This window comes from Desulfobulbaceae bacterium, from assembly GCA_015231515.1.
GTDB lineage: Bacteria > Desulfobacterota > Desulfobulbia > Desulfobulbales > VMSU01 > JADGBM01.
The window spans coordinates 1-23,719 of the sequence record JADGBM010000013.1 but is presented as its reverse complement, the minus strand read 5'-3'; the positions used below and the strand labels follow the sequence as shown (position 1 = coordinate 23,719).

Genomic DNA, 23,719 nt, shown 5'->3' with positions numbered 1-23,719 from the left:
ATATTATGGCAAAGAAAGAGCAGGAATCAGATCTTACCGGTCCGGAAAAGGCAGCTATCTTTCTGCTGACCTTGGGCGATGATTTCGCGGCACAGGTATTTCAGCGTCTTGAAGAGGATGACATTAAGATTGTTGGTCGACAGATGGCCAAAATCGACCATGTTGATAAAGAGGATATTGCTGGTCTTCTGAAGGAGTTTAGGGGAGATGCCGGCGGGGATGATATCTTCCTTTCCGGTGATGATATGCTTGAGTCGGCCTTGAAGAAGGCACTGATGTCTGACAAGGCCACTGAAATTCTTGATGATATTCGATCTGATTGGCGGCTTACCCTTTTTCAAAAAGCACGCAAGCTTGAACCACCTGTTCTGGTGAACTTCCTGAGAAACGAACACCCGCAAACCATCGCTTTGCTTCTGGCAGTCCTTGAACACACGCAGGCAGCACACATACTTGGAGAACTTAAGGAAGATCAGCGCATAGAAGTTATCATGCGGATGAGCGAGTTGGACAAGGTCAGTCCTGAGATTCTTGTTGATATTGACCGGGTGCTTCAGGAAGAACTACTCTCAGTTGAGGGTATGGAGGGTCAGCGCTTAGGTGGTGTTGAGGCAGTTGCTGAAATATTAAATAATGCAGATCGTGCTCTTGAAGCCTCTATTCTTGAAGGAATTGAAGAACAGCGAGAGGAACTTGCCGACGAAATCAGGCGGCTCATGTTTGTCTTTGAAGATCTTATTGATGTTGATGATCGTGGCGTTATGGCTATCTTGAAAGAGGTAAGTACTGACGACCTTAAACTTGCCCTTAAAACTGGTTCTGAAGGGATTCAAGAAAAGATATTCAAGAACATGTCTCAGCGTGCGGTTGAAATGCTCAGAGAAGATATGGAAATTATGGGGCCAACTCGGCTTAAAGATGTTGAAGCGGCCCAGCAGGCAATTCTTAAAATTGCTAAGCGTCTGGAGCAGGAAGGTAAAGTTCAGTTGACCAGCGGTGGTGATGATGAGTTTGTCTAAGATTTACAAACTGGACAGGAATGTTCTGCGCAAAAGTGAGATTTTTCGGACTAAACCCGGATCCGGAGATCCAAACGATGATAGTTTTCGCTCTTTGGACTCATTGTGGCAGTCATCAGACACTGAATATATTGAGACTGTTGATCGTTTGAAGGAAGAACGGGAGCGAGTTGAACGTCTGACTCGTGAGATGTTGGAAACGGCCAAGGCCCAAGTTGCCACGATCGAAAAAGAGGCTTACGACAAAGGATTTAAGGCTGGAAAAGCGGAGGCTCTTGCTGTGGAACAAAAAAAACAGCAGGAGGCCAGTGCGCAGTTCGATAAACTTGTGGCTGATTTTAACAAAGACCGGGAGCGGCTTCATGAGCACTACGAGCTGGATATTCTGTCATTAGTTAAACTCATGGTGGAGAGGGTTTTGTTTCATGAAGTGACAGTTAACCCTTTAGTTATTGAGACCTGTCTGAAGACAGCAATGTCTTACGTTGTCCAGAACTCGAAGGTGAAGATCAATCTCCATAAGGATGATTTGACAGTGATTCAGCAGGCGACGCTTGAGAGGCCGCAACTGCTTGACAGGGTCTCACAGGTTGAGCTGACTGAAGACCCGGCAATTTCAAGGGGCGGTTGTTTTTTAGAAACAGGTTTTGGTGAGATAGATGCTACGCTTGAGACCAGGCGGGACAAAATCTATAAAGCCCTGGATGTCATTTTTGTTAAGGCTTTAGCCGATAGGGATGCTCGTGATGCGGAATCTGCAGAGAAGGCTATTCGTGATTCTGAACCTCTGCCCGCTGATGCTCAATGAAATTTAAAAATTGCCTAAAGGCTGTTGAGAGTCTCGATCTTGTTTCAATTCGTGGCAGTGTCAGTCAGGTTATTGGTATGGTGGTTGAGAGCAATGGCCCCGGAATTCCTGTTGGCAGTATGTGCGAAATCGGTACTTTCCGTGGCCGGAGCACGGTTCCTGCCGAAGTGGTTGGCTTTCGTGAGGGAAAAGTCCTGTTAATGCCTCTGGGCGAGATGCGGGGCATAGAGCCTGGAAGCACCATCAAGCAAGTGGCTGGACAGGCTTCGGTTCCGGTCTCCGAGGCAATGCTGGGACGAGTGATTGACGGGTTTGGTAATCCGGTTGATGGTAAAGGGCCTATTCCGACAGAGAGTATTTATCCGCTCTATGCCGAACCATTAAATCCAATGTCCCGGGATAGAATACTGGAACCCGTTGATGTCGGCGTTCGGGCGATTAACGGTTTGCTGACCCTGGGAAAGGGGCAGCGAATTGGCATCCTGGCGGGCTCTGGGGTTGGAAAGAGTACTTTGCTTGGCATGATTGCCAAGCACACAGCCGCAGATATCAGCGTAATTGCCTTGATCGGCGAGCGTGGGCGTGAGTTAAAAGATTTTATAGAAAGAGATCTGGGGCCGGAGGGACTTGCCCGTTCTGTTGTTATTGTTGCAACCTCAGACCAGCCCCCCCTGGTTCGAATGCGCGGAGCCTATATGGCGACTTCTGTAGCGGAATATTTCCGGGACTTAGGTCGTGATGTCGTGATGATGATGGACTCGGTGACCCGCTTTGCTATGTCCAGCAGAGAAGTAGGTCTTGCCATCGGGGAGCCTCCTACTTCAAGGGGCTATACCCCTTCGGTTTTCTCTCAACTTCCTAAATTGCTTGAGCGGGCCGGAACCTGTTCGGGAAAGGGCAGCATCACCGGCATTTATACGGTGCTTGTTGAGGGGGATGATATGAATGAGCCCATTGCCGACGCTGTAAGGTCAATAGTTGATGGACATATCGTTTTGAGTCGTGATTTGGCCAGTCGTGGTCATTATCCGGCTATTGAGATTCTTGACAGTATCAGCCGCTGCATGAGTGACGTTATGCCAAAAGATCATGTAATGCGGGTACATCGATTTTTAGAGACCCTTGCGGTCTATAAACGTTCTGAAGATTTGATTAATATCGGGGCCTATGCCTCTGGTAGTAATCCGAAAATTGATCATGCAATTAAGATGATTGACGGTCTCAATATGTATTTGAAACAGGATGTTGACGAAAAAGTTTCTCTGGCCGATAGCGGTGCCGGTTTAAGCTCGTTGATTCACTGATGTTGATTAACGTATGACTAAAATAAAATCAGCGACCCCATGTAATGGCCTATCACTATAAACTCGAAACCTTGCTTACTGTGCGTCGTAATATTGAAGAACAGTGCCAGAATAGGCTGGCCCATGAGCTTTTCGTGTTGGAGAACCATAAACAACACCTTGTTGACCTGAAAGCACAGCGCTTAGGTCTTTTTGAAACACTGGAAGAAAAAAAGAAGCAGGCTATGAGCGTGGCAATGTTTAGCTTTTACGTGGAAGCAATCCATAACAGAAACAGGCAGATCTCTTTTCAGGAAAATGCCATAGAGGCCCAAAAAGCTGCTGTTACCGATATTCGTAAAGAGTTGGCCCAAAAACTAAGGGAACGAAAGGTTGTTGAACGGCTTAAAGAAAAAGACTTTCTGGCCTATACGAAAGAGTTGCAGCGCAAGGCCCAGATAGAGAGTGATGAAATGGCTGTGATGCGTTTTGGCAGAACAGAACTGGTGTAATTATGACGAAAAAAATACTGAAAATACTGAGTCTGTGCGGAGTTGTTCTTTGTATTGTACTCGGAGTTGCCAGTGCGGCAGAGCAGAAACCGATCAGGATCACTTCTGCCGATGTTGAAAAAGCAATTGCCCTTAAAGATAGGGAAGAGGCGCTTGCTGTAAAGGAAAAAGAGTTACAGGAAAAAGAGCAGGTTTTAGCCGATGTCCAAAAAGAAGTGGATGAAAAACTTGTTAAACTGCTTGCCTTACAAAAAGAGGTTGAAGGGTATGTGGATGAGTTTAAAACCATGCAATCTGAAGAGTTCAAGAAGTTGGTAAAGATCTATAGCGCTTTGAGCGCTTCAAAAGTAGTGGCACTTTTTGAAAAAATGGAAGAAGACGAAATTGTCAAGATAATGCGGGCAATGAAGTTTGAGCAAGTCATTAAGATTATTCCTAAGTTCCCCCCCCAACAAGCAGTTACTATCTCGAAACGTCTTGGCATGATGGAGCAAAACGTTTCTCAGTAGTGATCTCTTTCCTTTCCGTATAACGCAAGTGGCAATTCTTTCCTATTGGTTTTCTTTCAAGATTTTTTCTCCCTTTGTATCACGGAACATTATTCCAGCTTATGGCCGGTGATGGTCAATAAAATACCGAATGAAATAATTTGACAAGCATTTGTCGTGCTTCGGGTAGCGCTTGAAGGGCCTTGATTCAGAGGGGTTTTCAGTGTTGTGGCGGAGCAAACTGTTGGCAGGGAAAGGTTTGCCAATCGTGTTGGCATACCCATTGCTAAAGAGATCAGCAGAAATGGAATATGCCGTTGTGAAATGCGAAACAGTGCTTCCTATACGATGGACGCAGAGTAACTAAAAGATAATGGACTCGTAACAAAAAGCAAGAGAGGACCGTGAAGTGGCCAACATAATGATGCCCCCCATATCAAAGTCTCTGTCGCCTGCACAAGCACCTGAGCAAAAGGGCCAGATAGAGCCGGATCGAGAAGCTTCATTCTCCAATTATATGGATAAGAAAATCCGCACTGAGCAAAGAGAAAAAAGGGCTATGCTCGGGGTCCAGGAAAAAACTGCCCCCCAGAAAACGACACGGGCACCTGAACCAGCGAAAGCCGAATCCGTGCAACCTGAAGAGACAGAAGCAACATATCTTCAGGGTTTAATGGCTGAACTTCAAAAAATGCTTGCTGATGATACTAATAGCAAGGCCGGTGAGTGGACCCTTGAAGGTTCGGATATGCTGGACAAATTAGCAGCCTTTGCCGGTATGGATGATGCTGAACTCGCTCTCTTGAAAAAACAGATGGCAGAGCAGGGAAGCCTCGGACTGACTGATCTTTTTGCGGCCTTGGAAAAACACTTTTCAATGTTGAATACTGATCTCCAGGTCACCGTACCGGAAACGAATGTTGCATTCCTGGAGACCCTGCTCGCAAAAATGGGAATATCTGCTGAACAGGTATCTGCTTTATCAGATAAGGCGGTCAATGGCTTGAGTGAATTGGATTTGATTGCTTATCTGAAGGGCGTAGAACAGCTGGCTGGTGAGAACAAGCAAGGGGTAACCCTCTCCAGTTGGGAACTTGAACAGTTACAAAGCATGCTCTCTCAGGCCGGTATGACGGAAGAAAGCCTGCATGATCTTTTTCCAGAGGCTAATGCTCTGCTGAGAAAGAGTTTAGAGGCACTTGGTCTGGCTACTGCAGATGCAGACGTGCAGTTGTCTGTTGAGAGACTTAAAAATCTCTTGGAACAGGCCATAGCAGACGCAGACACCGCTAAAGCAAAAGCGAACGTGCCGGGCTTTCTTGACGAGCTTAAGGGGATGCTTTCCCAGGCCGGTTTTGAGGGTAAGGATGTTGGTTGGACACCGGTGGTCCAGGAATCGATGTCTACTGTCTACCGGGAACTCCAGAAGATGGTTGATCTTGCTAAGGTTAAAATTGAAAAAGTCACGGAGACCCGAACCATCGAAGAGGGGCTTGCCAGTGATTGGTTAAACTCTGGTAAAAAAGTTGTTATCGAGGGCGCAGAGAAGTCGCAGATGAATCTGTCGGATTTTACGCCGAGTTCATCTGACCAGGCGGTTGAAGAAGAACTTTTGCCGAGCAGTTTGCAGAATACGGACGGCAATCAATCGAAGAGCTTCATCTCGCATTTAGGCACCCAGGAAGCGCAGCCGGTTCCAGAGCAGCAGACAACCTTGACTGAACCGCGTGTACCACTGACACGTGTAAGGCTTGCTCCTGAAATGCAACAGTTTGCTATGGATCAGATTTCTCAAGGCGTGATGCGGGGGTTGCGCAATAATCTGCATCAACTCACCTTAACGATGTATCCAAAAGAGCTAGGCGAGGTCAAGGTCGACATGCAGATCAGGGAGAGTCACATATCAGTCTCCTTTGTAATGCAGAACTCCCGAGTCAAGGAAGCGCTTGAAAGTACCATGCAGGATTTTAAAGATAACCTCAATAGGCAGGGATTTTCTTTGCAAGACTGTTTTGTGTCTGTTGATCAGCAGAATAACTCCGATGATGCCAGGCAGCGATTTGAAGAGGCTTGGGAGAGATTGGTGGCCCAAACCGGACATGAAAAAGACGGTGGTCTGCCAAATGAGACTATGGGCACGGTCGGAGAACGGTACGTCCAGATGAACCAGGGCGGCACAATCAGCCTTTTCGTTTAGTGCCTTACAGAGTATTTTCTTGTTTTTTTTTACAAGAAAATACTCTGCGAAAGGCACTTATCCCGTTCATCGGGGTTAAATCTTAGGGAGATATGAGATGTCAATTACAGGTGTTACACAGTCAGCCTTAGTGCAGCCTAAAGATGCTGTAGGGCAAAAGGATCTTCAGAAGAGTGACTTTATGACGCTGTTCATAACCCAGTTGCAGTATCAAGATCCTATGAAGCCCATGGACAGTTACGAGATGGCCTCACAGCTTGCAGAGTTCAGTAACATGGAAGCAACGATGCAGATGAGCGAGAATATGGAAAAACTCCTCGAATACCAGACCTCACAGAATAATTTGCAACTCCTAACTCTGCTTGATAGCGAAGTACAGATCTCCGGTAATTCGATTGGTGTGGTAGATGGAAAGGCTAACCCGACAGAGTTTGTTCTAATCGATAATGCCGAAAGCGTAGTAGTTGAGATTTATGATGTCGGGGATCATATCGTTTGGCAGGATACTCAAGGTCGTCAGGGCCCTGGGACCTATGAAATTGAATGGGATGGTCTTGATTTGGCCGGCAATCAGGTAAAAGACGGTCCATACACGTACAAGGTGAAGGCAATGAAATCAACCGGTGAGATTGTTGATGTTGACTACCGCACGACGGGGAAAGTTACGGGAATAAATTTTGAAGGTGGCATCGTCAGCATGATTTTGGATGACTCCATCGAGGCCGGAGTTTCAGACATTATTAAAGTTAAGTAATGAGGACTTTGCTTATTGTTAAGCGAAATCCTTGAAGCACTAAAAACAGATACTAACGTGAATTTATTTTATAGGGAAAACAGGAGGTAGGCAATGGGAGTTTCAAGTTCCTTGTATGCAAGTATCAGCGGGCTAAGCACTATGGGAGAGGCAATGACAGTGTTGGGCGATAACGTTGCCAACGTCAATACAGTAGCCTTCAAGTCAAGCCGCTCAACATTTCAGGATGTTTTGTCGCAGTCGGTATCGACAGCCGCTGGTTCGGCCCAGGTTGGTCGCGGTGTAACGTTAAGCGCCATTGACGGGCTTTTTGCCCAGGGTTCCTTTGAGAGTTCATCAACGGCAACCGATCTGGCTATTGGCGGTCAGGGATTTTTTATGCTGCGTGCGGCTGACAGCACTGAGGCAGACCAGTATTCGAGGGCGGGTGAATTTCGCTTTAATAAGGAAGGGTTTTTAATCACTCCAGTCGGTAATTTTGTGCAGGGCTGGCAGGTTTCTACTGAAACCGGTGAGCGCGAAGGAACAATTGGCGATATTGGCATTGGCACCAATACCCCACCTGTTGCTACTCAGACTATTGAAGTTATAGCGAACCTAGACTCAAGGGAGAGCAACGAGACAAGCGAAGATCGACTGTTTGCAAACTGGAACGGGACAAATGCGGCGGCGGTTAATCCCTCTGATCCGATTGATTCGACCAAATATGATTATACTACTGCCATCAAGATTTACGACTCAAAGGGTGCCAGTCATGATATTTCGATATTTTATGATCGTACAGTCAATGATAATGAGTGGGAGTATCTTATAACCTGTGACCCCAGTGAAGATTTACGGATATTAAGCGCTGCTGAACAAGTTATTTATAATCCTGATACTCGGTATAATTACGAAAATCATAAAGGGGCAGGAGCCCTTCTCTACGGCACAATTAAGTTTGATACCTCTGGAAACCTGACTCAGGTTGATGCCTTCACTGTTCCGCCAGATGGCTTTGTTGATCCGGCCAAAAATGATAATCGTCTTTTACTTGAGGCTGGGGATTCGTATTATAAATTTCCAAGCAACTTCACCGGTGATACAACAAATCAGCAGGTTGAAATAAATTTTGGTGGGCGCTATGAGGGTCTCAGCACGACTGAACGCCAGATATTAGTAAGTGATTCCGGGGCCCGCGTTCTGGCTGCCGGTGGGTCTGTGTCTTCAGCTGTAACCTCAGCAACTACCTGGGGTAATGTAGCGGACTCGAACGGTAACACGATTGTTCAAGGGGATATGTTTGTCTTTGAAGGCTACGATAATGGTTCCGATGTGGCGAATCGCCTCACCTATACTGTCAACATAACCAAAAACATTGGTGACATGCTGACCCAGATTGAAAATACGTTTGGTGTTTCTGCCTCGATTGACTCAGCTGGTCGTCTGAAGCTCAGTGATAATACCTCTGGTGATTCAAGTCTGTATATCACTCGTTTTGAGACAATATCAGGCAATAATGCAACGCCCTGGGGAGGTGCATATCAGACAAATGTAAATACCTATTCTAAAACAGGCACTGGAATTACCAGTAATGGAACGACGGTAGTGACCGATTCCTCTACAGCTCTGATTGGGTTGCGGGGGACAGATACAGAGTTAATTGGTGTGGGTGACACGTTTGCCTTTTCAGGAAGGCCTGTGGATGGGTCGGCAGCTTTTGCTGCAAATGTGGCAGATCCAACGCGGACCTTTACTGTAGGCGTGGGTGATACGATTAGTGACCTGTTAACATTTTTGTCGGATCTTTATGCTGATGGGACAGCAGGCTCACCTCCCGTGGCAAGTTCTACCGTTAAGGCTGTGCTGGACTCTACGGGAAATATCCGGGTGATTGATGTAACTCAATCGACAGTGCTTGAGGTCACGGTAGCGTATGATAATGCTGTTGGGGCCAGCACAGCAAACCCCTGGGGCCTTATCGATAATGCCGCCGCAACTACTTTGGTAAAGGCTGATACTGTTGAAGGGCAAATTAACATAACTACTTCGAAACGAATGGTGTATTCGCCAGGGCGGGCCTTTAGTACAAATACTGGTGACTCAACAGTTATTTCCGCAACAACCCAGTGGGACAGTGTCTATGATGATAACAGTGCGTCAGCCGTAAATAGTGGTCTTCCCAGGGGAGTAAACGATGGCGACAGTATTGTCTTTTCCGGTACAAAGACAGATGGCTCTTCTATAACAAGCACCTATGTTATCGATACAGGTGCGGCACCGCCAAAAACAGTGCAGGGTATGTTAGACCAACTTGAAAGTGATTTTGATTGTGAGGCCTCAATTGATAATGCCGGTCGTCTTGTATTGACTGAGCGAACAGCTGATACAGTTTCGTCTGTAAGTCAACTTGGAATAAGCGCTGTTGATATAACCTATGGCTATACCGCAGCTCAAGTTGCAGCATTAATTGCTCCAGCAACGGAAGTGGATTTTCAGCATGATATTTTCGGGGCATGGACCACCGTGACAGATGTTGCTGGTGCAACACCTGCCTCTGCAAGCATGGGTTCCTTTGAATTTATTGCCGCCGATATAAGCAGCGAGGATGGCAGTCAGTCCGGAGATGTGGTGACCATCAATTTTGAGCCTGAGGCACTTTCTTCAACTCAGTACGCCAATAGCTCAACGACTGTTTTTCAGGATCAAGACGGCTTTTCTTCTGGCTTTTTGCAGTCAGTTTCCGTGGATGTGGAAGGGGTTATTACCGGGCATTACTCAAACGGGCAGGTCTTGAAAAAGGCCCAGGTGGCTCTGGCCAATTTCAGTAATCTGGCAGGACTGCGGAAAGAGGGTGGCAATATCTTCTCTGAAACGACCCAATCAGGTGCGCCGGTGACAGGCGCCCCGGGATCAAACGGTTTAGGGTCGATAGCGCCGAATGCTTTGGAACAGTCCAATGTAGATTTGGGAACCGAATTTGTTAAATTGATAACTGTGCAGCGTGGTTTTCAGGCTAACTCAAAAATTATCACCACAACTGATGATATGCTAAATGACCTCATTAATATCAAGCGCTAGTTTTGATTTCGGAATTGAGATTTAGAAGAAACCCCGAGACATGCAACGCATTGCTCGGGGTTTCTTTTTTATTATGAGCCTGTTGGGGAATTCAGAGAAACTCTAAATTGCTGTTGATAAGAGTATGGCTGCGGGCCAAATTCCGCTATCCGCTATTAGAATAGAGAATCAAATATTTTATAGGCCTCTTTGATTGCCGGTATATCACTGCTCAGTTCAAGGTATGATCCGCCGCTCAGCTCCTGCTCAACCAATTCAGGGCTGGCATGAAGAAGGCCGCCCAACTGCAGGCCGGAGTGTTCAACGGTCTCATTGATTTTAGCAATGAGCAGTTCCGGTTCAGGGTCTGGTACGCGGTTGACGATAAGTTTTTTGTTTCGAACATCAAGTTTTAAGGGCTCGGTTATCTCAGAAATTCGGCCAGCAGTCATGATGCCACGAGCGGAAGGATCAGAGATAACCAGAAGGTGGTCAATAAGGGTAAGATTCATGCGGCTCAAATGTTCCATGCCTGCTTCGTTGTCCACCAGAATGTATTTGTAGTTGTCGGTCAGGTGATCCATGGTCATGGACAGAAACTGATTGGCGGCGCAATAACAGCCTGGGCCATCAGGTTGACCCATGACCATCAGGTCAAAACCGGACTCCTCGATAAGCGACTGGTGCACTTTCATCTCCATATACTGGTCACGGCTCATGTGTGCTGGTATCTCACCTTTTATCTCTTTACGGATCTGGCCAATGGTCGTCCGCACATCTAAAGCCAGGAGCTCATTTAAGTTAGTATTGGGATCGGCATCGACCACTAAAATAGGGGTCAGTTTGTTCTCGACCATATATTTGATAAGCAGGGCGGTTATTGTAGTCTTGCCAACCCCTCCCTTACCAGCCATAGCAATTAGTTTCGGCATTATTCTCTCCGTAGTTGAATAGTATGAAATTATTATTTCTTAACACAGAGATCACGGAGAACACAGAGGGTTGGGATAAAAAAATATTTCTCTGCGATCTCTGTGCACTCGGTGGTGCATGGATAGATTTCACGATTTGCTTTAAAACTATAGCCCGCAAACATTGATCTGAAAACCATAATTTTAGCCTTGCAAATTAAGCCGTTGCTGGTATCTTTCTCTGTTTTGCAAATTAACGTTTTCCATCACATATTGGAGTTACACAAATGGATTATCGATCCACTCTGAATCTACCTGATACAAAGTTTAAAATGAAGGCAAATCTTGCCCAGCGTGAGCCTGAATTTCTGGCGAAATGGGAAAAAGAACACCTTTACGAAAAGGTTCAGCAAAGCACCAAAGGTCGTCCTGCCTATATACTTCATGATGGCCCTCCTTACGCTAACGGGCATATTCATATCGGTCATGCCTTAAATAAAATTTTAAAGGATATTATCCTTCGCTCCAAGCGAATGTCGGGCCACCACTGTTCCTATATTCCGGGCTGGGATTGCCATGGCTTGCCGATTGAGCACAATGTCGACAAGGAGTTAGGCGAAAAGAAGAAGGTTATCAGCAAACTTGCTTTCCGTAATGCCTGTCGGACGTATGCCGGAAAATGGATCAAGGCGCAGCGCGATGAGTTTAAGCGTCTTGGAGTTCTTGGTGATTGGGAGAACCCCTATCTTACCATCGACTATCGTTATGAAGCGGCAATTGCCCGTGAGTTTAATCAGTTTTTGATCTCCGGGGCAGTGGTTCGCAGTAAGAAGCCTGTTCATTGGTGTTCCTCATGCGCCACGGCCTTGGCTGAGGCTGAAGTTGATTATGCTGATCATACTTCGTACTCAATATTTGTGAAATTCAAGTTCGCTGAAGACCTTGGAGATCGAATCCCTGAACTTGCCGGAGAAACAGTTTCTGTTGTTATCTGGACCACGACTCCATGGACGTTGCCGGCGAATTTGGCCGTGGCCCTGCATCAGGATTTCACCTATGCTGCTGTTAAAGTAGGCAGTGAGGTATTAATTGTTGCAGAAGAACTGATTGAGTCGGTAATGAAAGCGGCAGGAGTTGATGAGTACAGTAAAGTGGCTGATTTTCCATCTGCAAAACTTGAGGGTTTGAAATGCCGACATCCATTTATTGATAGAGAATCGCTCATAGTTTTTGCTGATTATGTGACGCTTGATACAGGCTCCGGATGTGTACATACTGCCCCGGGCCATGGTCGAGAGGATTATATCACTGGTTTGAAGTACGGGCTTGAGGTGCTCTCCCCAGTTGATAACTGCGGCGTTTTTACCTCGGAAGCGGGCAGATATGCGGGCATGAAAACCACGGAGGCAAATTCGTTAATCTGTGATGACCTCAGAGACAGCGGAGCTTTAGTTGCCCAGGCAAAAATGTCGCATAGTTTTCCGCATTGTTGGCGATGCAAGAAGCCGGTGATGTTTCGGGCCACCGAGCAGTGGTTTATCTCCATGGATGAAAATGATCTTCGCAAAAAGGCCTTGGAGGCTATTGAGACGGTTAACTGGACCCCAAAATGGGGCATGGAGCGAATATACGGAATGGTGGAGTCGAGGCCGGACTGGTGCCTGTCTCGTCAACGTGCCTGGGGTGTGCCGATTACTGCTATTTTATGCAGTCAGTGTGGCACAGTTGCTAATACCGAGGCCATAAACAAACGGATTGATGAGCTATTCCTTAAAGAGGGTGCTGACGCCTGGTTTTCTAAAGATGTGAAGGAGTTTACCGGCGAACTTACCTGTCAATGCGGTAGCCAGACTTTTCAGAAAGAAGAGGATATTCTTGATGTCTGGTTTGATTCAGGTACCAGCCATGCCGCAGTCCTTGAGGATAGGCCGGAGCTTGACTCACCGGCAGATTTGTATCTTGAGGGCAGTGATCAGCATCGTGGCTGGTTTCAGAGTTCGCTTATTGCATCAGTTGGCACCAGAGGCAGGGCGCCGTATAAAGGGGTGTTAACCCATGGTTTTGTGGTGGACTCTAAAGGCAAGAAGATGTCTAAAAGTGTGGGTAACGTCGTTGCCCCTGAAAAGGTTATAAATAAGTATGGCGCTGAGATTCTTCGCCTCTGGGTTGCCTCAGAGGATTACCGGGATGAGGTAAAAATTTCAGATGAAATTCTAGGCCATCTCTCAGATGCCTATCGCAAGATTCGTAATACTATTCGCTATCTCCTGGGTAACTTGAATGACTTCAACCCGGCAACCGATGTTGTGGCTTATGATGAGTTGACGGAAATTGATAAATGGGCTTTGTCGCAGTTTGAACAGTTGCGGATAAAGATAATGAGAGCCTATGAAACCTTTGAGTTTCATTCAATTTTTCAGGCTTTGCAGAATTTTTGTGTGGTAACGATGAGCTCTTTTTATCTTGATATTCAAAAAGACAGGTTGTACACCTCAGCGCCAAAATCAGTAAGTCGCCGGGCGGCGCAGTCTGTGCTTTACGATCTGGCCGAAGGTCTTTTGCGCTTGATGGCACCTGTTCTGGCCTTTACTGTCGCCGATGCCTGGGAGTACCTGCCGGAGTCGCCAGATCGTGAACAAGATCCGGCTCTTGCTGCATTTCCGGCAGCTCACAAGGAATATGTACGTGCCGATCTGGACGAAAAATGGGAGGAGTTAATTCAGGTTCGAAAAGATATTACCAAGGCCCTTGAGGTTGCTCGTGCTGAGAAGGTTATTGGTCACTCCCTTGAAGCACGAGTTTCTGTGAAGGTGCCCCAGAAGTTAGAAGAGTTTCTTGCTGATAAATGGGAGACATTGCAGAATATTTGCATTGTTTCTGAACTGGTAAAGGTTGATGCGTTGGGTGGGGAAGTTGATACTGGTGAGTTTACAGGGGTAGAAGTTTTAGTTGAGGCTGCCAGTGGTGAAAAATGTGAACGCTGTTGGACTCGAAGCCAGTCGGTAGGGCTGGATGCTTTGCACCCCGTCGCCTGTGAACGCTGTGTGGGCGTCCTGGCCGAGATCGGGTTTGTCGATATCATAAAAGGCTAAAACGCATGTATGCAGCACTCCTGATATTTTTAATTATCGCCTGTGATCAGCTTACCAAGTTGTGGATTGTTGATAATTTTGCGCTTTACGAGAGTAAAATAATTGTGCCAGGTTTTTTCAATCTGACTTTTATTACCAATCGCGGCGCGGCTTTTGGATTTTTAAATGGTGATTATGGCCCTTGGCGGCATATCTTTTTTGTGGTTGTGGCAATTGTAGCTCTGGTCTTTCTGGTCACCGCCTATAAACAGTTTAAGGACGAGTCGCGTCTGTACGGTTTTTCGATTTGTCTTATTGCCAGCGGGGCTATCGGCAATCTTATTGATCGCCTGCGCTTGGGGGCGGTGATCGATTTTTTGGATTTCTATGTGAATGACTATCATTGGCCTGTCTTCAATGTTGCTGATTCGGCTATCACTGTCGGTGTTGCCTTGTTTGTCATGGGGCATCTCTTTCTTAGTAAAAAGCAGAAGAAACTTCAGTTTTAACAAGATTCGTTTTGAAATAAAGGTGAAATAAGCGATGAACTCTGGAAAAGTTGCGGTATTGTTTCCTGGGCAGGGGTCCCAATATATTGGAATGGGAAGTGAGTTTGTTCAAGCAGATACTGATGCGGCAGCAATTCTGGCGCAGGCAGAAGCTATTAGTGGTTTTCCCTTGAAATCACTGTGTTTTGAAGGCCCGATGGAAGAGTTGACTGCAGCAGTATGTCTTCAGCCGGCACTTACCGCTGTCAATCTGTTGAGTTGGAAGGTTGCTCAAAAAGCTGGTTTGAAAGCAGATTATTTTGCCGGACACAGTCTCGGTGAATATTCGGCGCTATGTGCGGCAGGAATTTTAACTCTTGAAGACACCCTCAGACTTGTAGCGGCTCGAGGTCGAATTATGGGTGAAACCGGAGCACGGAATCCAGGTGCCATGATGGCTATACTGGGACTGTCGATTGCCGAAGTTGAAGGTATTCTCAAGGTGTTGGCCTGCCCCGACCAAATCAGTATAGGGAATTATAATTCGGCTCAACAGATAGTATTGTCTGGAACAAAGGACTCGCTGGCCAAAGCGGGGGATATTGCTGTTGAAAGAGGTGGCAAAGCTGTTGCTTTAAATGTGAGTATTGCCAACCATAGTCCGTTGATGAATGAGGCTGTGGCGGAGTTTGAGTGTGAATTTGCCAGCGTCGAGATGCGTGATCCTGAGGTCCCGGTTTTTTTCAATGTGACAGGTGCAATTGAAACAGACATGCAGAAGATTCGCTCTGTGATGGTTGAACAGATTGTTTCAATGGTGAGGTGGTATGAAACTATTAATGGATTGGTTGATCTGGGTGTTGAGACCTTTGTTGAAATCGGACCGAAAAAAGTTTTGACTGGGCTTATGAAACGCTTGTTGCCTAAGGGGGGAGCGCACAGATGCTTTCAGATTGACACCCCGGAACTACTGCAAAAGTTCATGGATCAAACGGCCTGATCGAGTTGAAGCTTGACAATTTTGCTAGATAGATTTATTGTTGCCGATTCTCAAATGGTGCATAATTGACGTAAATCCTTACAGGGCAAGCTGCTCAAAGGGTTTTGGCAAGCTCGGTAACAATCTTCTGTGAACTCGATGTGGCTCTCTTTTGGTTTGATTGAGATACCGAAAAGCGCCATACTTTGAGTTCTATGCTTTTTGTTGCTTGATGCCAGAAATACAATAGTAGATACTATGTTTGATACTCTTTCAGATCGGTTAGAAGGTGTTTTTAAGAAGTTGCGTGGTCACGGGAAACTGACCGAGGCCAATATTGAAGACGCTTTACGTGAAGTTCGAATCGCTTTGCTTGAGGCTGATGTTAACTTTAAAGTTGTTAAAGAGTTCATAGCGTCAGTTACAGAAAAGGCTGTCGGGCACGAGGTGTTGCAGAGCCTGTCTCCTGGTCAGCAGATAATAAAGCTGGTTCACGAGGCTCTTATTGAGCTTCTTGGCGGTAAGACGGAAGAGTTGATGCTGGCGGGTTCACCGCCTGCAATTATCTTGATGGTTGGTCTGCAGGGTTCCGGGAAGACCACGACCTCTGCTAAGCTGGCCAAATTGCTTAAGAAGAAGGGGCGTAGTCCCTATCTTGTCCCGGCAGATGTCTATCGGCCAGCTGCTATTGAGCAGCTTACTGTTCTTGGTAAAGCGATCCAGGTTCCTGTTCATCCTTCAAAAAGTGAGCATGACCCTGTTGATATATGCCGCAATGCTTTAGAGGCGGCAAAGCACTACAAATACGACACACTTTTAATAGATACTGCCGGTCGTCTTCATGTAGATGAAGCGTTAATGTCCGAATTGTCAAATATTAAAAAGGTGTTGGCACCGGCGGAAATTCTGCTGGTTGCTGATGCTATGACAGGTCAGGATGCAGTTTCAGTTGCCGAGAAGTTTCACGCACAGCTGAGTATTACTGGCGTTGTTCTCTCTAAGATGGAAGGTGATGCGCGTGGTGGTGCGGCACTCTCCATAAAGAAAGTAGCAGATTGCCCAATCAAATTTGTTGGTGTTGGCGAAGAGTTGGATGCTCTGGAGGTTTTTCACCCAGACCGTCTAGCCTCAAGAATACTGGGCATGGGAGATGTACTCTCTCTCATTGAAAGAGCCGAAGAGGTCGTTGACAAGAAGCAGGCGGAAAAACTTGCTGAAAAGCTTCAGAAAAATGCCTTTACTCTTGAAGATTTCAGGGACCAGATTCAGCAGATTAAGAAGATGGGAAGTCTTGAACAGATCATGGGGATGATTCCAGGATTGAATAAGTTCAAGCAGATGAAAAATATGCCTAAACCTGACGAGAGAGAGCTTGTTAAGGTTGAGTCAATTATAAATTCAATGACGGCGGAAGAACGGCGTAAGCACTTGATCATTAATGCCAGTCGACGACAGCGAATTGCCGCCGGAAGCGGCACCTCAGTGCAGGATGTTAATAAGGTCATTAAAAGTTATAGTGATATGCTTAAGATGATGAAAAAAATGAAAGGTCCAATGTTTGGTGGTGGGCCTGTAAGTGGTCAGAAAAAAAGAAAGCGGCCCAAGGGCATGCGTAGATAGTTTTTAACTGTTTTTATATCGATATATATATCAGGAGGATACAAGGTAATGGCAGTACGAATTAGATTAAGTCGGTTTGGCCGCAAGAAACAACCTTTCTACCGAATAGTTGTGCAGGACTCTCAGTCTCCACGTGACGGTCGTTTTTTGGAAGTTGTTGGAACATATAATCCAATGGTTGAGACTAATTCTGTTGAACTCAAACACGACAAAGTTCAGTATTGGCTTGATCGAGGTGCACTGCCAACCACGACAGTGAAGAGCATTTTAGCCAAGAATGCTGCCCCACAGCCAGTAGCCGAATAACGAACTTTGTCATGAAAGAACTCGTTACTTTTATTGCTAAAGCCCTGGTCGACAAGCCTGAAGAGGTTCAGGTTGAAGAAGTTGACAAGGATGATATGGTTGTAGAAGAACTTCGTGTTGCCAAGGAAGATCTCGGTAAGGTTATAGGTAAACAGGGTCGAACTGCACGGGCAATCAGGACACTTTTGACTGCAACAGCCAGTAAGGCTGATAAAAGGGCAAGGCTTGAAATTATAGAGTAGCTTTTTAGGCTACTGTGGGTATTTAATTCAGGCTGGATATGGACCGTTGAGGCAGGCAATGGCAGATCGATCAACAACTCCAGAAGATTTATTGTCTGTTGGTAAAATTGTGAAGGCTCAGGGCGTCAAAGGTGAAGTTAAGGTTTTGCCTTTCTCTGGCCATGCGGATGACTTGCTTTGCTACGGCGAGTTTTTTATCAGTCGTGGTCTTGAAATTGCCCCGTTTGCTGTTAATAAGTCCAGGGTTCATGGTAAATTCTGTGTTCTAAAACTGGCGTCGATAGACAGTCGGGATGATGCCGAGCAGCTTGTTGGACTTGAAATATCTGTTCCCAGAGATGCGATGCCGGAGTTGCCAGATGATGAGTTTTACTGGCACGACTTTGAGGGCCTTCGAGTAGTAACGGAACAAGGTGTTGATCTGGGAAAAGTAATAGCACTTATTGCCACTGGCAGTAACGATGTGCTGGTGGTTGCTGGTAAAGGAAAAGAGTATCTTATTCCAGCGATTGATGAAATAATTGTCGATGTTAATTGGGATACGGAAACCGTGGTAATTGCGCCACTGCCGGGACTTTTAGAGATAAATGACCCTGATGTGGATTAGGTGGTGAGTAGCTGCCTGAATAATTACAATGCGGATTGATATATTAACCATTTTTCCTGATCTGCTGGCCTCTCCTCTTGAAGAGAGTATTTTGAAGCGGGCACAGGAAAGTGGGGCGCTTGAAGTTGCGGCACATAATATAAGGGATTTTGCCGTTGATAAACACTCCATGACCGATGATCGGCCATTTGGAGGCGGTGAGGGGATGGTAATGAAGCCCGAGCCGATAGTCGCGGCTTTACAGCATGTTGACAATTTGCATCCTGGTGGTTTTGTTGTGCAGATGACTCCCCAGGGGAGGCTGTATAACCAGAATGTGGCCCAGGAGTACGCCAAGAAAGATCATATAATTTTACTTTGTGGGCGTTATGAAGGGATTGACCAGCGAGTTAGCGCCTACGTCGATGATGAAATTTCAATTGGTGATTTCATCTTAACTGGTGGCGAGCTTGCGGCCTTGATTGTTGTGGATTCGATTACTCGTTTGCTGCCTGATGTCTTGGGCTGTGAAGATTCGGTCGATAATGATACATTTAGTCGCGGATTGCTGAAACATCCGCAGTATACAAGGCCGCGATCATTTGCCGGTGTTGATGTGCCGGATGTACTGCTTAGCGGCGATCATAAGAAGATTGAAGAGTGGCGGCTGTTGGAATCTGTGAAACGAACGATCGAACGACGGCCGGAGCTTTTGAAGGAAGTGACCTTCAGTAAGAAAGAAAAGAAGCTGTTGGCTTCCAGTGGTATTGCCGGTCAGTTAACTCTGCTGGATACGAAGATTTGAAGGTTGATGTTGCACTCATTCATTATCCGGTTTGTAATAGGAATAATGAGCTCATTGGCTCAGCAGTAACAAATCTTGACTTGCATGATATTGCTCGTGCAAGTCGTACTTATGGGGTTGATACGTTTTATGTCGTTACCCCTTTTGCTGACCAGCAAAAATTGGTTCAGGAGATAATTGATCACTGGCAGACTGGTCATGGTTCACGACACAACCCTGATAGAAAAGAGGCTTTTTCTTTAATCCAGTTGGTTGATGATGTTGAGCAGTTATTTGCAGTAACGCAAGAAAAGTGGGGGACGAAGCCACTGATACTTGCTACCTCGGCCCGCGAAATGCCCAATCGACATGGGTATGACGAGGTTAAAGAAAGGCTTCAACGAGATGAACCTGTATTGCTGTTGTTTGGCACTGCATCAGGAATGTCGGTGGAACTTTTTGATCACGTTGATGCAGTACTTCCTCCACTTGGCGGAGTTGGAAGTTATAATCATCTTTCTGTGCGTTCGGCTGTGTCTATAATCTTGGATAGGTTGTTGGGTGTTTAATACCGACTTTTAATAAAGTATATCAAATATTGATCAAATAACAGTTACAGGGTGAGTATTATGGCTATGAATATGTTAGACAAAATTGAAAGAGAAAGTATGCGTTTTGACCTGCCGGATTTCCGTCCAGGTGATACCGTCAGTGTTCACATCAGAATCATTGAGGGTGAGAAAGAACGTGTGCAGATATTTAAAGGTGTTGTTTTGAAACGCAAACGTGGTGGCATGGGTGCTCATTTTACAGTACGTAAAATGTCTCATGGTGTAGGCGTGGAAAAAACCTTTGCCTTACATTCACCTCGTCTTGAAAAGATTGAGGTTGATACCCTGGGTCGTGTAAAACGATCTCGTCTTTACTACCTCAGGGATTTACGTGGTAAAGCAGCTCGAATTAAAGAAAGGGGTATGCGGTAATAGACTGCGTAATTTTGCCCCTAATAACCCCGAGCTCCTTGATACTGTCAAGGGCTTAGCTTTTGTGGGGTTCCGGTTTCCAAGGTCAGCCTGATTCGCTCGGTTTGGGCGACTGTATTTGGTTCGGAGATACGCAATTATCATTAAACCTGTCGGCGTTTTTAATGCCGGCAGGTTTTGTTATATAATGTCCGCTGTTCTTCTTTCAGTTTGCCTCCTATAATCCTTGTAAGGTGTCCGGTTGGTTACGTTGATGAAAAACGGAAATTTACGTGGAGAGCCTCAATTCTTATTCCCCTTATTCGAAGAAAAAGATACGTTTTCTTTTGAGCGAGAACTTGCCCGACAAGGCTATCGGGCAATCGCCGGGGTTGATGAGGTCGGACGTGGGCCCTTGGCCGGGCCAGTTGTTGCCGCCAGTGTGATTCTTCCTCCTTCCTGTGATTTTTCCGTATTTGATGACTCCAAAAAATTGTCAGCTAAAACCCGTGAACATCTTTATGATGTTCTTAAAGCAAATGGTGCGATAATCGGTGTTGGCGTTATATCCGAAGCCAAAATTGATCGCGTCAATATTCTGCAGGCATCGCTATTGGCTATGAAAAAATCCCAAGAGCAATTAGCACTTAAACCAGATTTTCTTTTAGTTGATGGCAAGTTTCCAGTTCCTGTCGCTCTTGCTCAGCACGCGCTTATTAAGGGTGATTCGCGTAGTGCTTCAATCGCGGCAGCTTCGATTGTTGCAAAGGTAACTCGTGATGCCTTGATGACTGCGTATCATCGGCAATATCCGCACTATAATTTTCTTAAAAACAAAGGCTATCCGACAGCGGAGCATCGTAAGGCACTGGAGGTTCACGGCCCCTGTCCTATCCACCGCAAATCGTTTGCCGGGGTTAAGGAGTTTTTCGCGCCAAAGGTGGTTGTTGCCGGTGACTAATAAGCAACTGGGCATGCATGGCGAAGAACTTGCTGCTCGATACCTTGAAAAGAAAGGGTATTGTATTAAAGAAATGAATTTCAGGGTTCGTGCTGGAGAGGTTGATGTTATTGCTCTAGATCACGATGTACTGGTGTTTGTGGAGGTGAAGACCAGAACTGGTCTGTGCTATGGTGTTCCAGCAGAAGCAGTTACCTACAAAAAACAGCAACAGATCTCTAAAGCTGCATTGGCATATATCAATCAGTACGAGTTACACGACTGCGATGCCCGGTTTGATGTACTTTCCGTCATGATTAAAGCGAACGAAAAGCCACAGTTTGATCTCATTAAAAATGCATTTGACCTAAGCTATGATTAAACTTTCAGACGACATGCATCGGCCTCTGCCAATTGCAATCACTATGGGCTGTCCGGTTGGGATCGGACCTGAAATTATCCTGAAAAGTTATCGGGATAGTAACTCTTTTGCGGCAAGGGCGGTAATTTTTGGCGATATTCATGTTCTGCAAAAATGCGCCGCCGCCATGGGTCTGGAGGTAAAGTTTATTCCTTGGTTGCCCGGCGAGCGTTGTGGTAAGGAGGCGATCTACGTCTGTCAGGTTCCAGAGACTGATAACGGGGTTGATTTGAGCCGGCATAAGCTCGTCTGGGGAAAGCCTGATACGACTACAGGCCAAGCCATGGCATCTTACATAATCCGGGCTGTTGCCGCAGTTCAACAGGGGCAGGTTGCAGCTCTTGTGACCTGTCCGATTACCAAAACAGCTTTGAATGCCGCCGGCTATAAATACCCAGGTCATACTGAAATGCTGGCGGACTTGTGCCATAGCACAGAGTATGCGATGATGATGGCTGGTAAATCTTTACGGGTGACACTGGTTACAATTCATCAAGCCTTAAGCGAGGTTGCAAAGCATTTATCTGTGGACGCGGTCTGTCGATTAATTGACCTTACAGCTCGTTCGTTACAGACGGATTTTGGTATTGCCAGCCCCAGGATAGCAGTCGCAGGTTTTAATCCTCATGCCGGTGAAGATGGACTTTTTGGTGATGAAGAACAAAGAGTTATTGGCCCAGCGGTAACGAGATCATCTGATATGTGGAATGTAAAAGGCCCTTTTCCTCCGGACACTGTTTTTAATCACGCTGTCAGTGGTAAATTTGATGCTGTGGTCTGCATGTACCATGACCAGGGGCTAATTCCTTTTAAATTACTGCATTTTGCTGATGGCGTAAATGTGACTATCGGACTACCGATTGTGCGAACCTCAGTTGATCATGGGACTGCATATGATATAGCAGGGAAGGGTGTTGCCAGTCCGGAAAGCTTGCTTGCAGCATTCCAAATGGCGGCTGAGATCGCCAATAATCGTTTAAAGATTCTGTTATAGCCACAAAGAGATATTCAATTTTTTTAACCACCGGTGTCAGCCGTTGCAGGAATAGTAATGAAACGAACAGGTCTTTTAATTGTTTTCGAGGGCATTGATGGCACCGGGAAAACAACGCAGATACGATTGTTGGCCGAACAATTACATAAACGTGGTTTGGATGTGATTGCGACCAGAGAGCCAACAGATGGAACCTATGGGCAGAAGATTCGAGCGCTTTATTCAAATCGTAACTCGGTAACAAAAGAGGAAGAGTTGGCACTGTTTATTCGCGACCGGAAGGAACATGTTGAAAGGCTTATTAACCCAGCTCTGCGTCAAGGTAAGGTTGTTCTGACTGACCGGTATTATCTCTCAACGGCTGCCTATCAAGGTGCTGCCGGCATCGATTCTGAGTCTATTCTTAAAATAAATGAGGAGTTTGCTCCACGCCCGGATCTGGCAATTATTATTGAATTACCAGTTGAAGAGTCGGTGCTGAGAATCGAGAAGTATAGAAAGGAGTCCTTGAACGATTTTGAGCAGGAAGAGTCTCTGCGTCGAGTTTCACAGGCATTTTCAGGCATGAAACGGGATTTTATTCGTCGAGTTGATGGGCTTAAAAATATTGACGCTGTGCATCAAGAAATCATGGTATATGTTGAACAACTGCTTGAGTAATTTTGATTTTTATTCTGCAGCAAGACTCGATGCTAATGCCTTGGCAACAAGGGGCATCGCTGCAAAAGGAAAAAACTAGGGACACTTCCCAGTTTTCTTTTAACAAATTTTTGTGGTCAACAATTTGTTGGGTCACCCATTACGCTTACCGGTTTGTCCGGTGCAGCGCTTTGATATGTGATTTTCATTCTCGTTTTTCTATGTACCTAACGTGCTGTTTGTTATTTTCAGTCTCTGTCCAATTTATTTGTTGCTGGCGAGGGATTAAAAAAATCCGTTCTCTTTTCTTGCATTTCCCATAGCCAAGAATACCTTAGAACGTCCATTGTGGCTATGAAATGGGCCATCTAAGAAAAGAAATTCAGCTTATTTTGAAAATTTACTTTGTAATATCGAAAGGTTATTATGCATCAGCTTGGTCCGACCCCGCTCCACACATAGTAAAGTAATTCATGGATTAATTTTACTCTGACCCTATTTACACTCTGACCCTATTTACAACACTATTTACAACAGACCCTATTTACAACACTATTTACAACAAGAATGGTATTGCTTTCTTCCATTTTACTCAGTCCTTGGCTATAAATGGGGAAAGGGCCTTTTGGAGAATTGCAAACAGTAGCTCTAAGGCAGGGAGCTTTTCCTCGTTCTC

At 45.8% G+C, this 23,719-nt stretch carries 23 protein-coding genes; 22 read left to right on the top strand and 1 reads right to left on the bottom strand.

Annotation, left to right across the window (positions count from 1 at the left end):
• Window positions 1-5 precede the first annotated feature (5 nt).
• From fliG to HQK80_03825, 8 genes are all read left to right on the top strand, one after another.
• Entirely contained in the window at window positions 6-1,019 is a 1,014-nt protein-coding gene (gene fliG, locus HQK80_03860; GenBank protein ID MBF0221360.1) for a flagellar motor switch protein FliG, read from the top strand.
• Window positions 1,012-1,827: a hypothetical protein gene (locus tag HQK80_03855; GenBank protein ID MBF0221359.1), complete on the top strand. Its 816-nt coding sequence runs from the start codon at window positions 1,012-1,014 to the stop codon at window positions 1,825-1,827. The genes fliG and HQK80_03855 overlap by 8 nt, the downstream gene beginning before the upstream one ends.
• Window positions 1,824-3,131 carry a FliI/YscN family ATPase gene (locus HQK80_03850; GenBank protein ID MBF0221358.1) on the top strand — a complete coding sequence of 436 codons (1,308 nt, stop codon included), beginning with the start codon at window positions 1,824-1,826 and terminating at the stop codon, window positions 3,129-3,131. Before HQK80_03855 ends, HQK80_03850 begins: the two co-directional genes overlap by 4 nt.
• Window positions 3,132-3,175: 44 nt before the next feature.
• Complete coding sequence (gene fliJ / locus HQK80_03845) at window positions 3,176-3,622, top strand: flagellar export protein FliJ (GenBank protein MBF0221357.1); 447 nt, start codon at window positions 3,176-3,178, stop codon at window positions 3,620-3,622.
• A 2-nt stretch (window positions 3,623-3,624) separates the two neighbouring features.
• A complete protein-coding gene (locus HQK80_03840) occupies window positions 3,625-4,131 on the top strand; it encodes a hypothetical protein (protein MBF0221356.1) in 507 nt (168 codons plus the stop codon).
• Between the two features lie 388 nt (window positions 4,132-4,519).
• Entirely contained in the window at window positions 4,520-6,307 is a 1,788-nt protein-coding gene (locus HQK80_03835) for a flagellar hook-length control protein FliK (GenBank protein ID MBF0221355.1), read from the top strand.
• 97 nt (window positions 6,308-6,404) lie between these two features.
• A complete protein-coding gene (locus tag HQK80_03830) occupies window positions 6,405-7,061 on the top strand; it encodes a flagellar hook assembly protein FlgD (GenBank protein ID MBF0221354.1) in 657 nt (218 codons plus the stop codon).
• A 93-nt stretch (window positions 7,062-7,154) separates the two neighbouring features.
• Window positions 7,155-10,121 (top strand): flagellar hook-basal body complex protein, encoded by a 2,967-nt coding sequence (locus tag HQK80_03825; protein MBF0221353.1) that lies wholly within the window; start codon window positions 7,155-7,157, stop codon window positions 10,119-10,121.
• A gap of 155 nt (window positions 10,122-10,276) precedes the next feature.
• Here HQK80_03825 and HQK80_03820 read toward each other — a convergent pair whose 3' ends face one another.
• Window positions 10,277-11,032: an AAA family ATPase gene (locus tag HQK80_03820; protein MBF0221352.1), complete on the bottom strand. Its 756-nt coding sequence runs from the start codon at window positions 11,030-11,032 to the stop codon at window positions 10,277-10,279.
• 266 nt (window positions 11,033-11,298) lie between these two features.
• Here HQK80_03820 and ileS point away from each other — a divergent pair, with 266 nt between their 5' ends.
• The 14 genes from ileS to HQK80_03750 all read left to right on the top strand — a co-directional run bounded on the left by ileS (window position 11,299) and on the right by HQK80_03750 (window position 23,064).
• Window positions 11,299-14,103 (top strand): isoleucine--tRNA ligase, encoded by a 2,805-nt coding sequence (gene ileS / locus HQK80_03815; GenBank protein MBF0221351.1) that lies wholly within the window; start codon window positions 11,299-11,301, stop codon window positions 14,101-14,103.
• A gap of 5 nt (window positions 14,104-14,108) precedes the next feature.
• Complete coding sequence (gene lspA / locus HQK80_03810) at window positions 14,109-14,591, top strand: signal peptidase II (protein MBF0221350.1); 483 nt, start codon at window positions 14,109-14,111, stop codon at window positions 14,589-14,591.
• Window positions 14,592-14,625: 34 nt separating this feature from the next.
• On the top strand, window positions 14,626-15,570 hold the full coding sequence (gene fabD / locus HQK80_03805) for an ACP S-malonyltransferase (GenBank protein MBF0221349.1): 945 nt from the start codon (window positions 14,626-14,628) through the stop codon (window positions 15,568-15,570).
• A gap of 237 nt (window positions 15,571-15,807) precedes the next feature.
• Window positions 15,808-17,169 carry a signal recognition particle protein gene (gene ffh, locus HQK80_03800; protein MBF0221348.1) on the top strand — a complete coding sequence of 454 codons (1,362 nt, stop codon included), beginning with the start codon at window positions 15,808-15,810 and terminating at the stop codon, window positions 17,167-17,169.
• Between the two features lie 48 nt (window positions 17,170-17,217).
• Window positions 17,218-17,475, top strand: coding sequence for a 30S ribosomal protein S16 (gene rpsP, locus HQK80_03795; GenBank protein MBF0221347.1), 258 nt, complete (start codon window positions 17,218-17,220; stop codon window positions 17,473-17,475).
• Between the two features lie 11 nt (window positions 17,476-17,486).
• On the top strand, window positions 17,487-17,717 hold the full coding sequence (locus HQK80_03790) for a KH domain-containing protein (protein ID MBF0221346.1): 231 nt from the start codon (window positions 17,487-17,489) through the stop codon (window positions 17,715-17,717).
• 58 nt (window positions 17,718-17,775) lie between these two features.
• The gene (gene rimM, locus HQK80_03785) at window positions 17,776-18,324 is read left to right on the top strand and encodes a 16S rRNA processing protein RimM (protein ID MBF0221345.1); all 549 of its coding nucleotides are present in this window, start codon (window positions 17,776-17,778) and stop codon (window positions 18,322-18,324) included.
• A 28-nt stretch (window positions 18,325-18,352) separates the two neighbouring features.
• On the top strand, window positions 18,353-19,108 hold the full coding sequence (gene trmD, locus HQK80_03780) for a tRNA (guanosine(37)-N1)-methyltransferase TrmD (GenBank protein ID MBF0221344.1): 756 nt from the start codon (window positions 18,353-18,355) through the stop codon (window positions 19,106-19,108).
• The gene (locus tag HQK80_03775) at window positions 19,105-19,656 is read left to right on the top strand and encodes an RNA methyltransferase (protein ID MBF0221343.1); all 552 of its coding nucleotides are present in this window, start codon (window positions 19,105-19,107) and stop codon (window positions 19,654-19,656) included. Before trmD ends, HQK80_03775 begins: the two co-directional genes overlap by 4 nt.
• A gap of 66 nt (window positions 19,657-19,722) precedes the next feature.
• On the top strand, window positions 19,723-20,070 hold the full coding sequence (gene rplS / locus HQK80_03770; protein ID MBF0221342.1) for a 50S ribosomal protein L19: 348 nt from the start codon (window positions 19,723-19,725) through the stop codon (window positions 20,068-20,070).
• A 253-nt stretch (window positions 20,071-20,323) separates the two neighbouring features.
• Window positions 20,324-21,010 carry a ribonuclease HII gene (locus HQK80_03765; protein ID MBF0221341.1) on the top strand — a complete coding sequence of 229 codons (687 nt, stop codon included), beginning with the start codon at window positions 20,324-20,326 and terminating at the stop codon, window positions 21,008-21,010.
• Window positions 20,997-21,371 carry a YraN family protein gene (locus tag HQK80_03760; GenBank protein MBF0221340.1) on the top strand — a complete coding sequence of 125 codons (375 nt, stop codon included), beginning with the start codon at window positions 20,997-20,999 and terminating at the stop codon, window positions 21,369-21,371. Before HQK80_03765 ends, HQK80_03760 begins: the two co-directional genes overlap by 14 nt.
• 43 nt (window positions 21,372-21,414) lie before the next feature.
• Window positions 21,415-22,404: a 4-hydroxythreonine-4-phosphate dehydrogenase PdxA gene (gene pdxA, locus HQK80_03755; protein MBF0221339.1), complete on the top strand. Its 990-nt coding sequence runs from the start codon at window positions 21,415-21,417 to the stop codon at window positions 22,402-22,404.
• Window positions 22,405-22,461: 57 nt separating this feature from the next.
• Window positions 22,462-23,064 carry a dTMP kinase gene (locus tag HQK80_03750; protein ID MBF0221338.1) on the top strand — a complete coding sequence of 201 codons (603 nt, stop codon included), beginning with the start codon at window positions 22,462-22,464 and terminating at the stop codon, window positions 23,062-23,064.
• Window positions 23,065-23,719 lie beyond the last annotated feature (655 nt).

What these genes read in the sequence shown, in the direction of transcription:
- fliG (MBF0221360.1), top strand. Translation starts at nt 6, where the DNA reads ATGGCAAAGAAAGAGCAGGAATCAGATCTTACCGGTCCGGAAAAGGCA.
- HQK80_03850 (MBF0221358.1), top strand. Translation starts at nt 1,824, where the DNA reads ATGAAATTTAAAAATTGCCTAAAGGCTGTTGAGAGTCTCGATCTTGTT.
- fliJ (MBF0221357.1), top strand. Translation starts at nt 3,176, where the DNA reads ATGGCCTATCACTATAAACTCGAAACCTTGCTTACTGTGCGTCGTAAT.
- HQK80_03840 (MBF0221356.1), top strand. Translation starts at nt 3,625, where the DNA reads ATGACGAAAAAAATACTGAAAATACTGAGTCTGTGCGGAGTTGTTCTT.
- HQK80_03830 (MBF0221354.1), top strand. Translation starts at nt 6,405, where the DNA reads ATGTCAATTACAGGTGTTACACAGTCAGCCTTAGTGCAGCCTAAAGAT.
- HQK80_03825 (MBF0221353.1), top strand. Translation starts at nt 7,155, where the DNA reads ATGGGAGTTTCAAGTTCCTTGTATGCAAGTATCAGCGGGCTAAGCACT.
- HQK80_03820 (MBF0221352.1), bottom strand. Translation starts at nt 11,032, where the DNA reads ATGCCGAAACTAATTGCTATGGCTGGTAAGGGAGGGGTTGGCAAGACT.
- ileS (MBF0221351.1), top strand. Translation starts at nt 11,299, where the DNA reads ATGGATTATCGATCCACTCTGAATCTACCTGATACAAAGTTTAAAATG.
- lspA (MBF0221350.1), top strand. Translation starts at nt 14,109, where the DNA reads ATGTATGCAGCACTCCTGATATTTTTAATTATCGCCTGTGATCAGCTT.
- fabD (MBF0221349.1), top strand. Translation starts at nt 14,626, where the DNA reads ATGAACTCTGGAAAAGTTGCGGTATTGTTTCCTGGGCAGGGGTCCCAA.
- ffh (MBF0221348.1), top strand. Translation starts at nt 15,808, where the DNA reads ATGTTTGATACTCTTTCAGATCGGTTAGAAGGTGTTTTTAAGAAGTTG.
- rpsP (MBF0221347.1), top strand. Translation starts at nt 17,218, where the DNA reads ATGGCAGTACGAATTAGATTAAGTCGGTTTGGCCGCAAGAAACAACCT.
- HQK80_03790 (MBF0221346.1), top strand. Translation starts at nt 17,487, where the DNA reads ATGAAAGAACTCGTTACTTTTATTGCTAAAGCCCTGGTCGACAAGCCT.
- rimM (MBF0221345.1), top strand. Translation starts at nt 17,776, where the DNA reads ATGGCAGATCGATCAACAACTCCAGAAGATTTATTGTCTGTTGGTAAA.
- trmD (MBF0221344.1), top strand. Translation starts at nt 18,353, where the DNA reads ATGCGGATTGATATATTAACCATTTTTCCTGATCTGCTGGCCTCTCCT.
- rplS (MBF0221342.1), top strand. Translation starts at nt 19,723, where the DNA reads ATGAATATGTTAGACAAAATTGAAAGAGAAAGTATGCGTTTTGACCTG.
- HQK80_03765 (MBF0221341.1), top strand. Translation starts at nt 20,324, where the DNA reads ATGAAAAACGGAAATTTACGTGGAGAGCCTCAATTCTTATTCCCCTTA.
- pdxA (MBF0221339.1), top strand. Translation starts at nt 21,415, where the DNA reads ATGGGCTGTCCGGTTGGGATCGGACCTGAAATTATCCTGAAAAGTTAT.
- HQK80_03750 (MBF0221338.1), top strand. Translation starts at nt 22,462, where the DNA reads ATGAAACGAACAGGTCTTTTAATTGTTTTCGAGGGCATTGATGGCACC.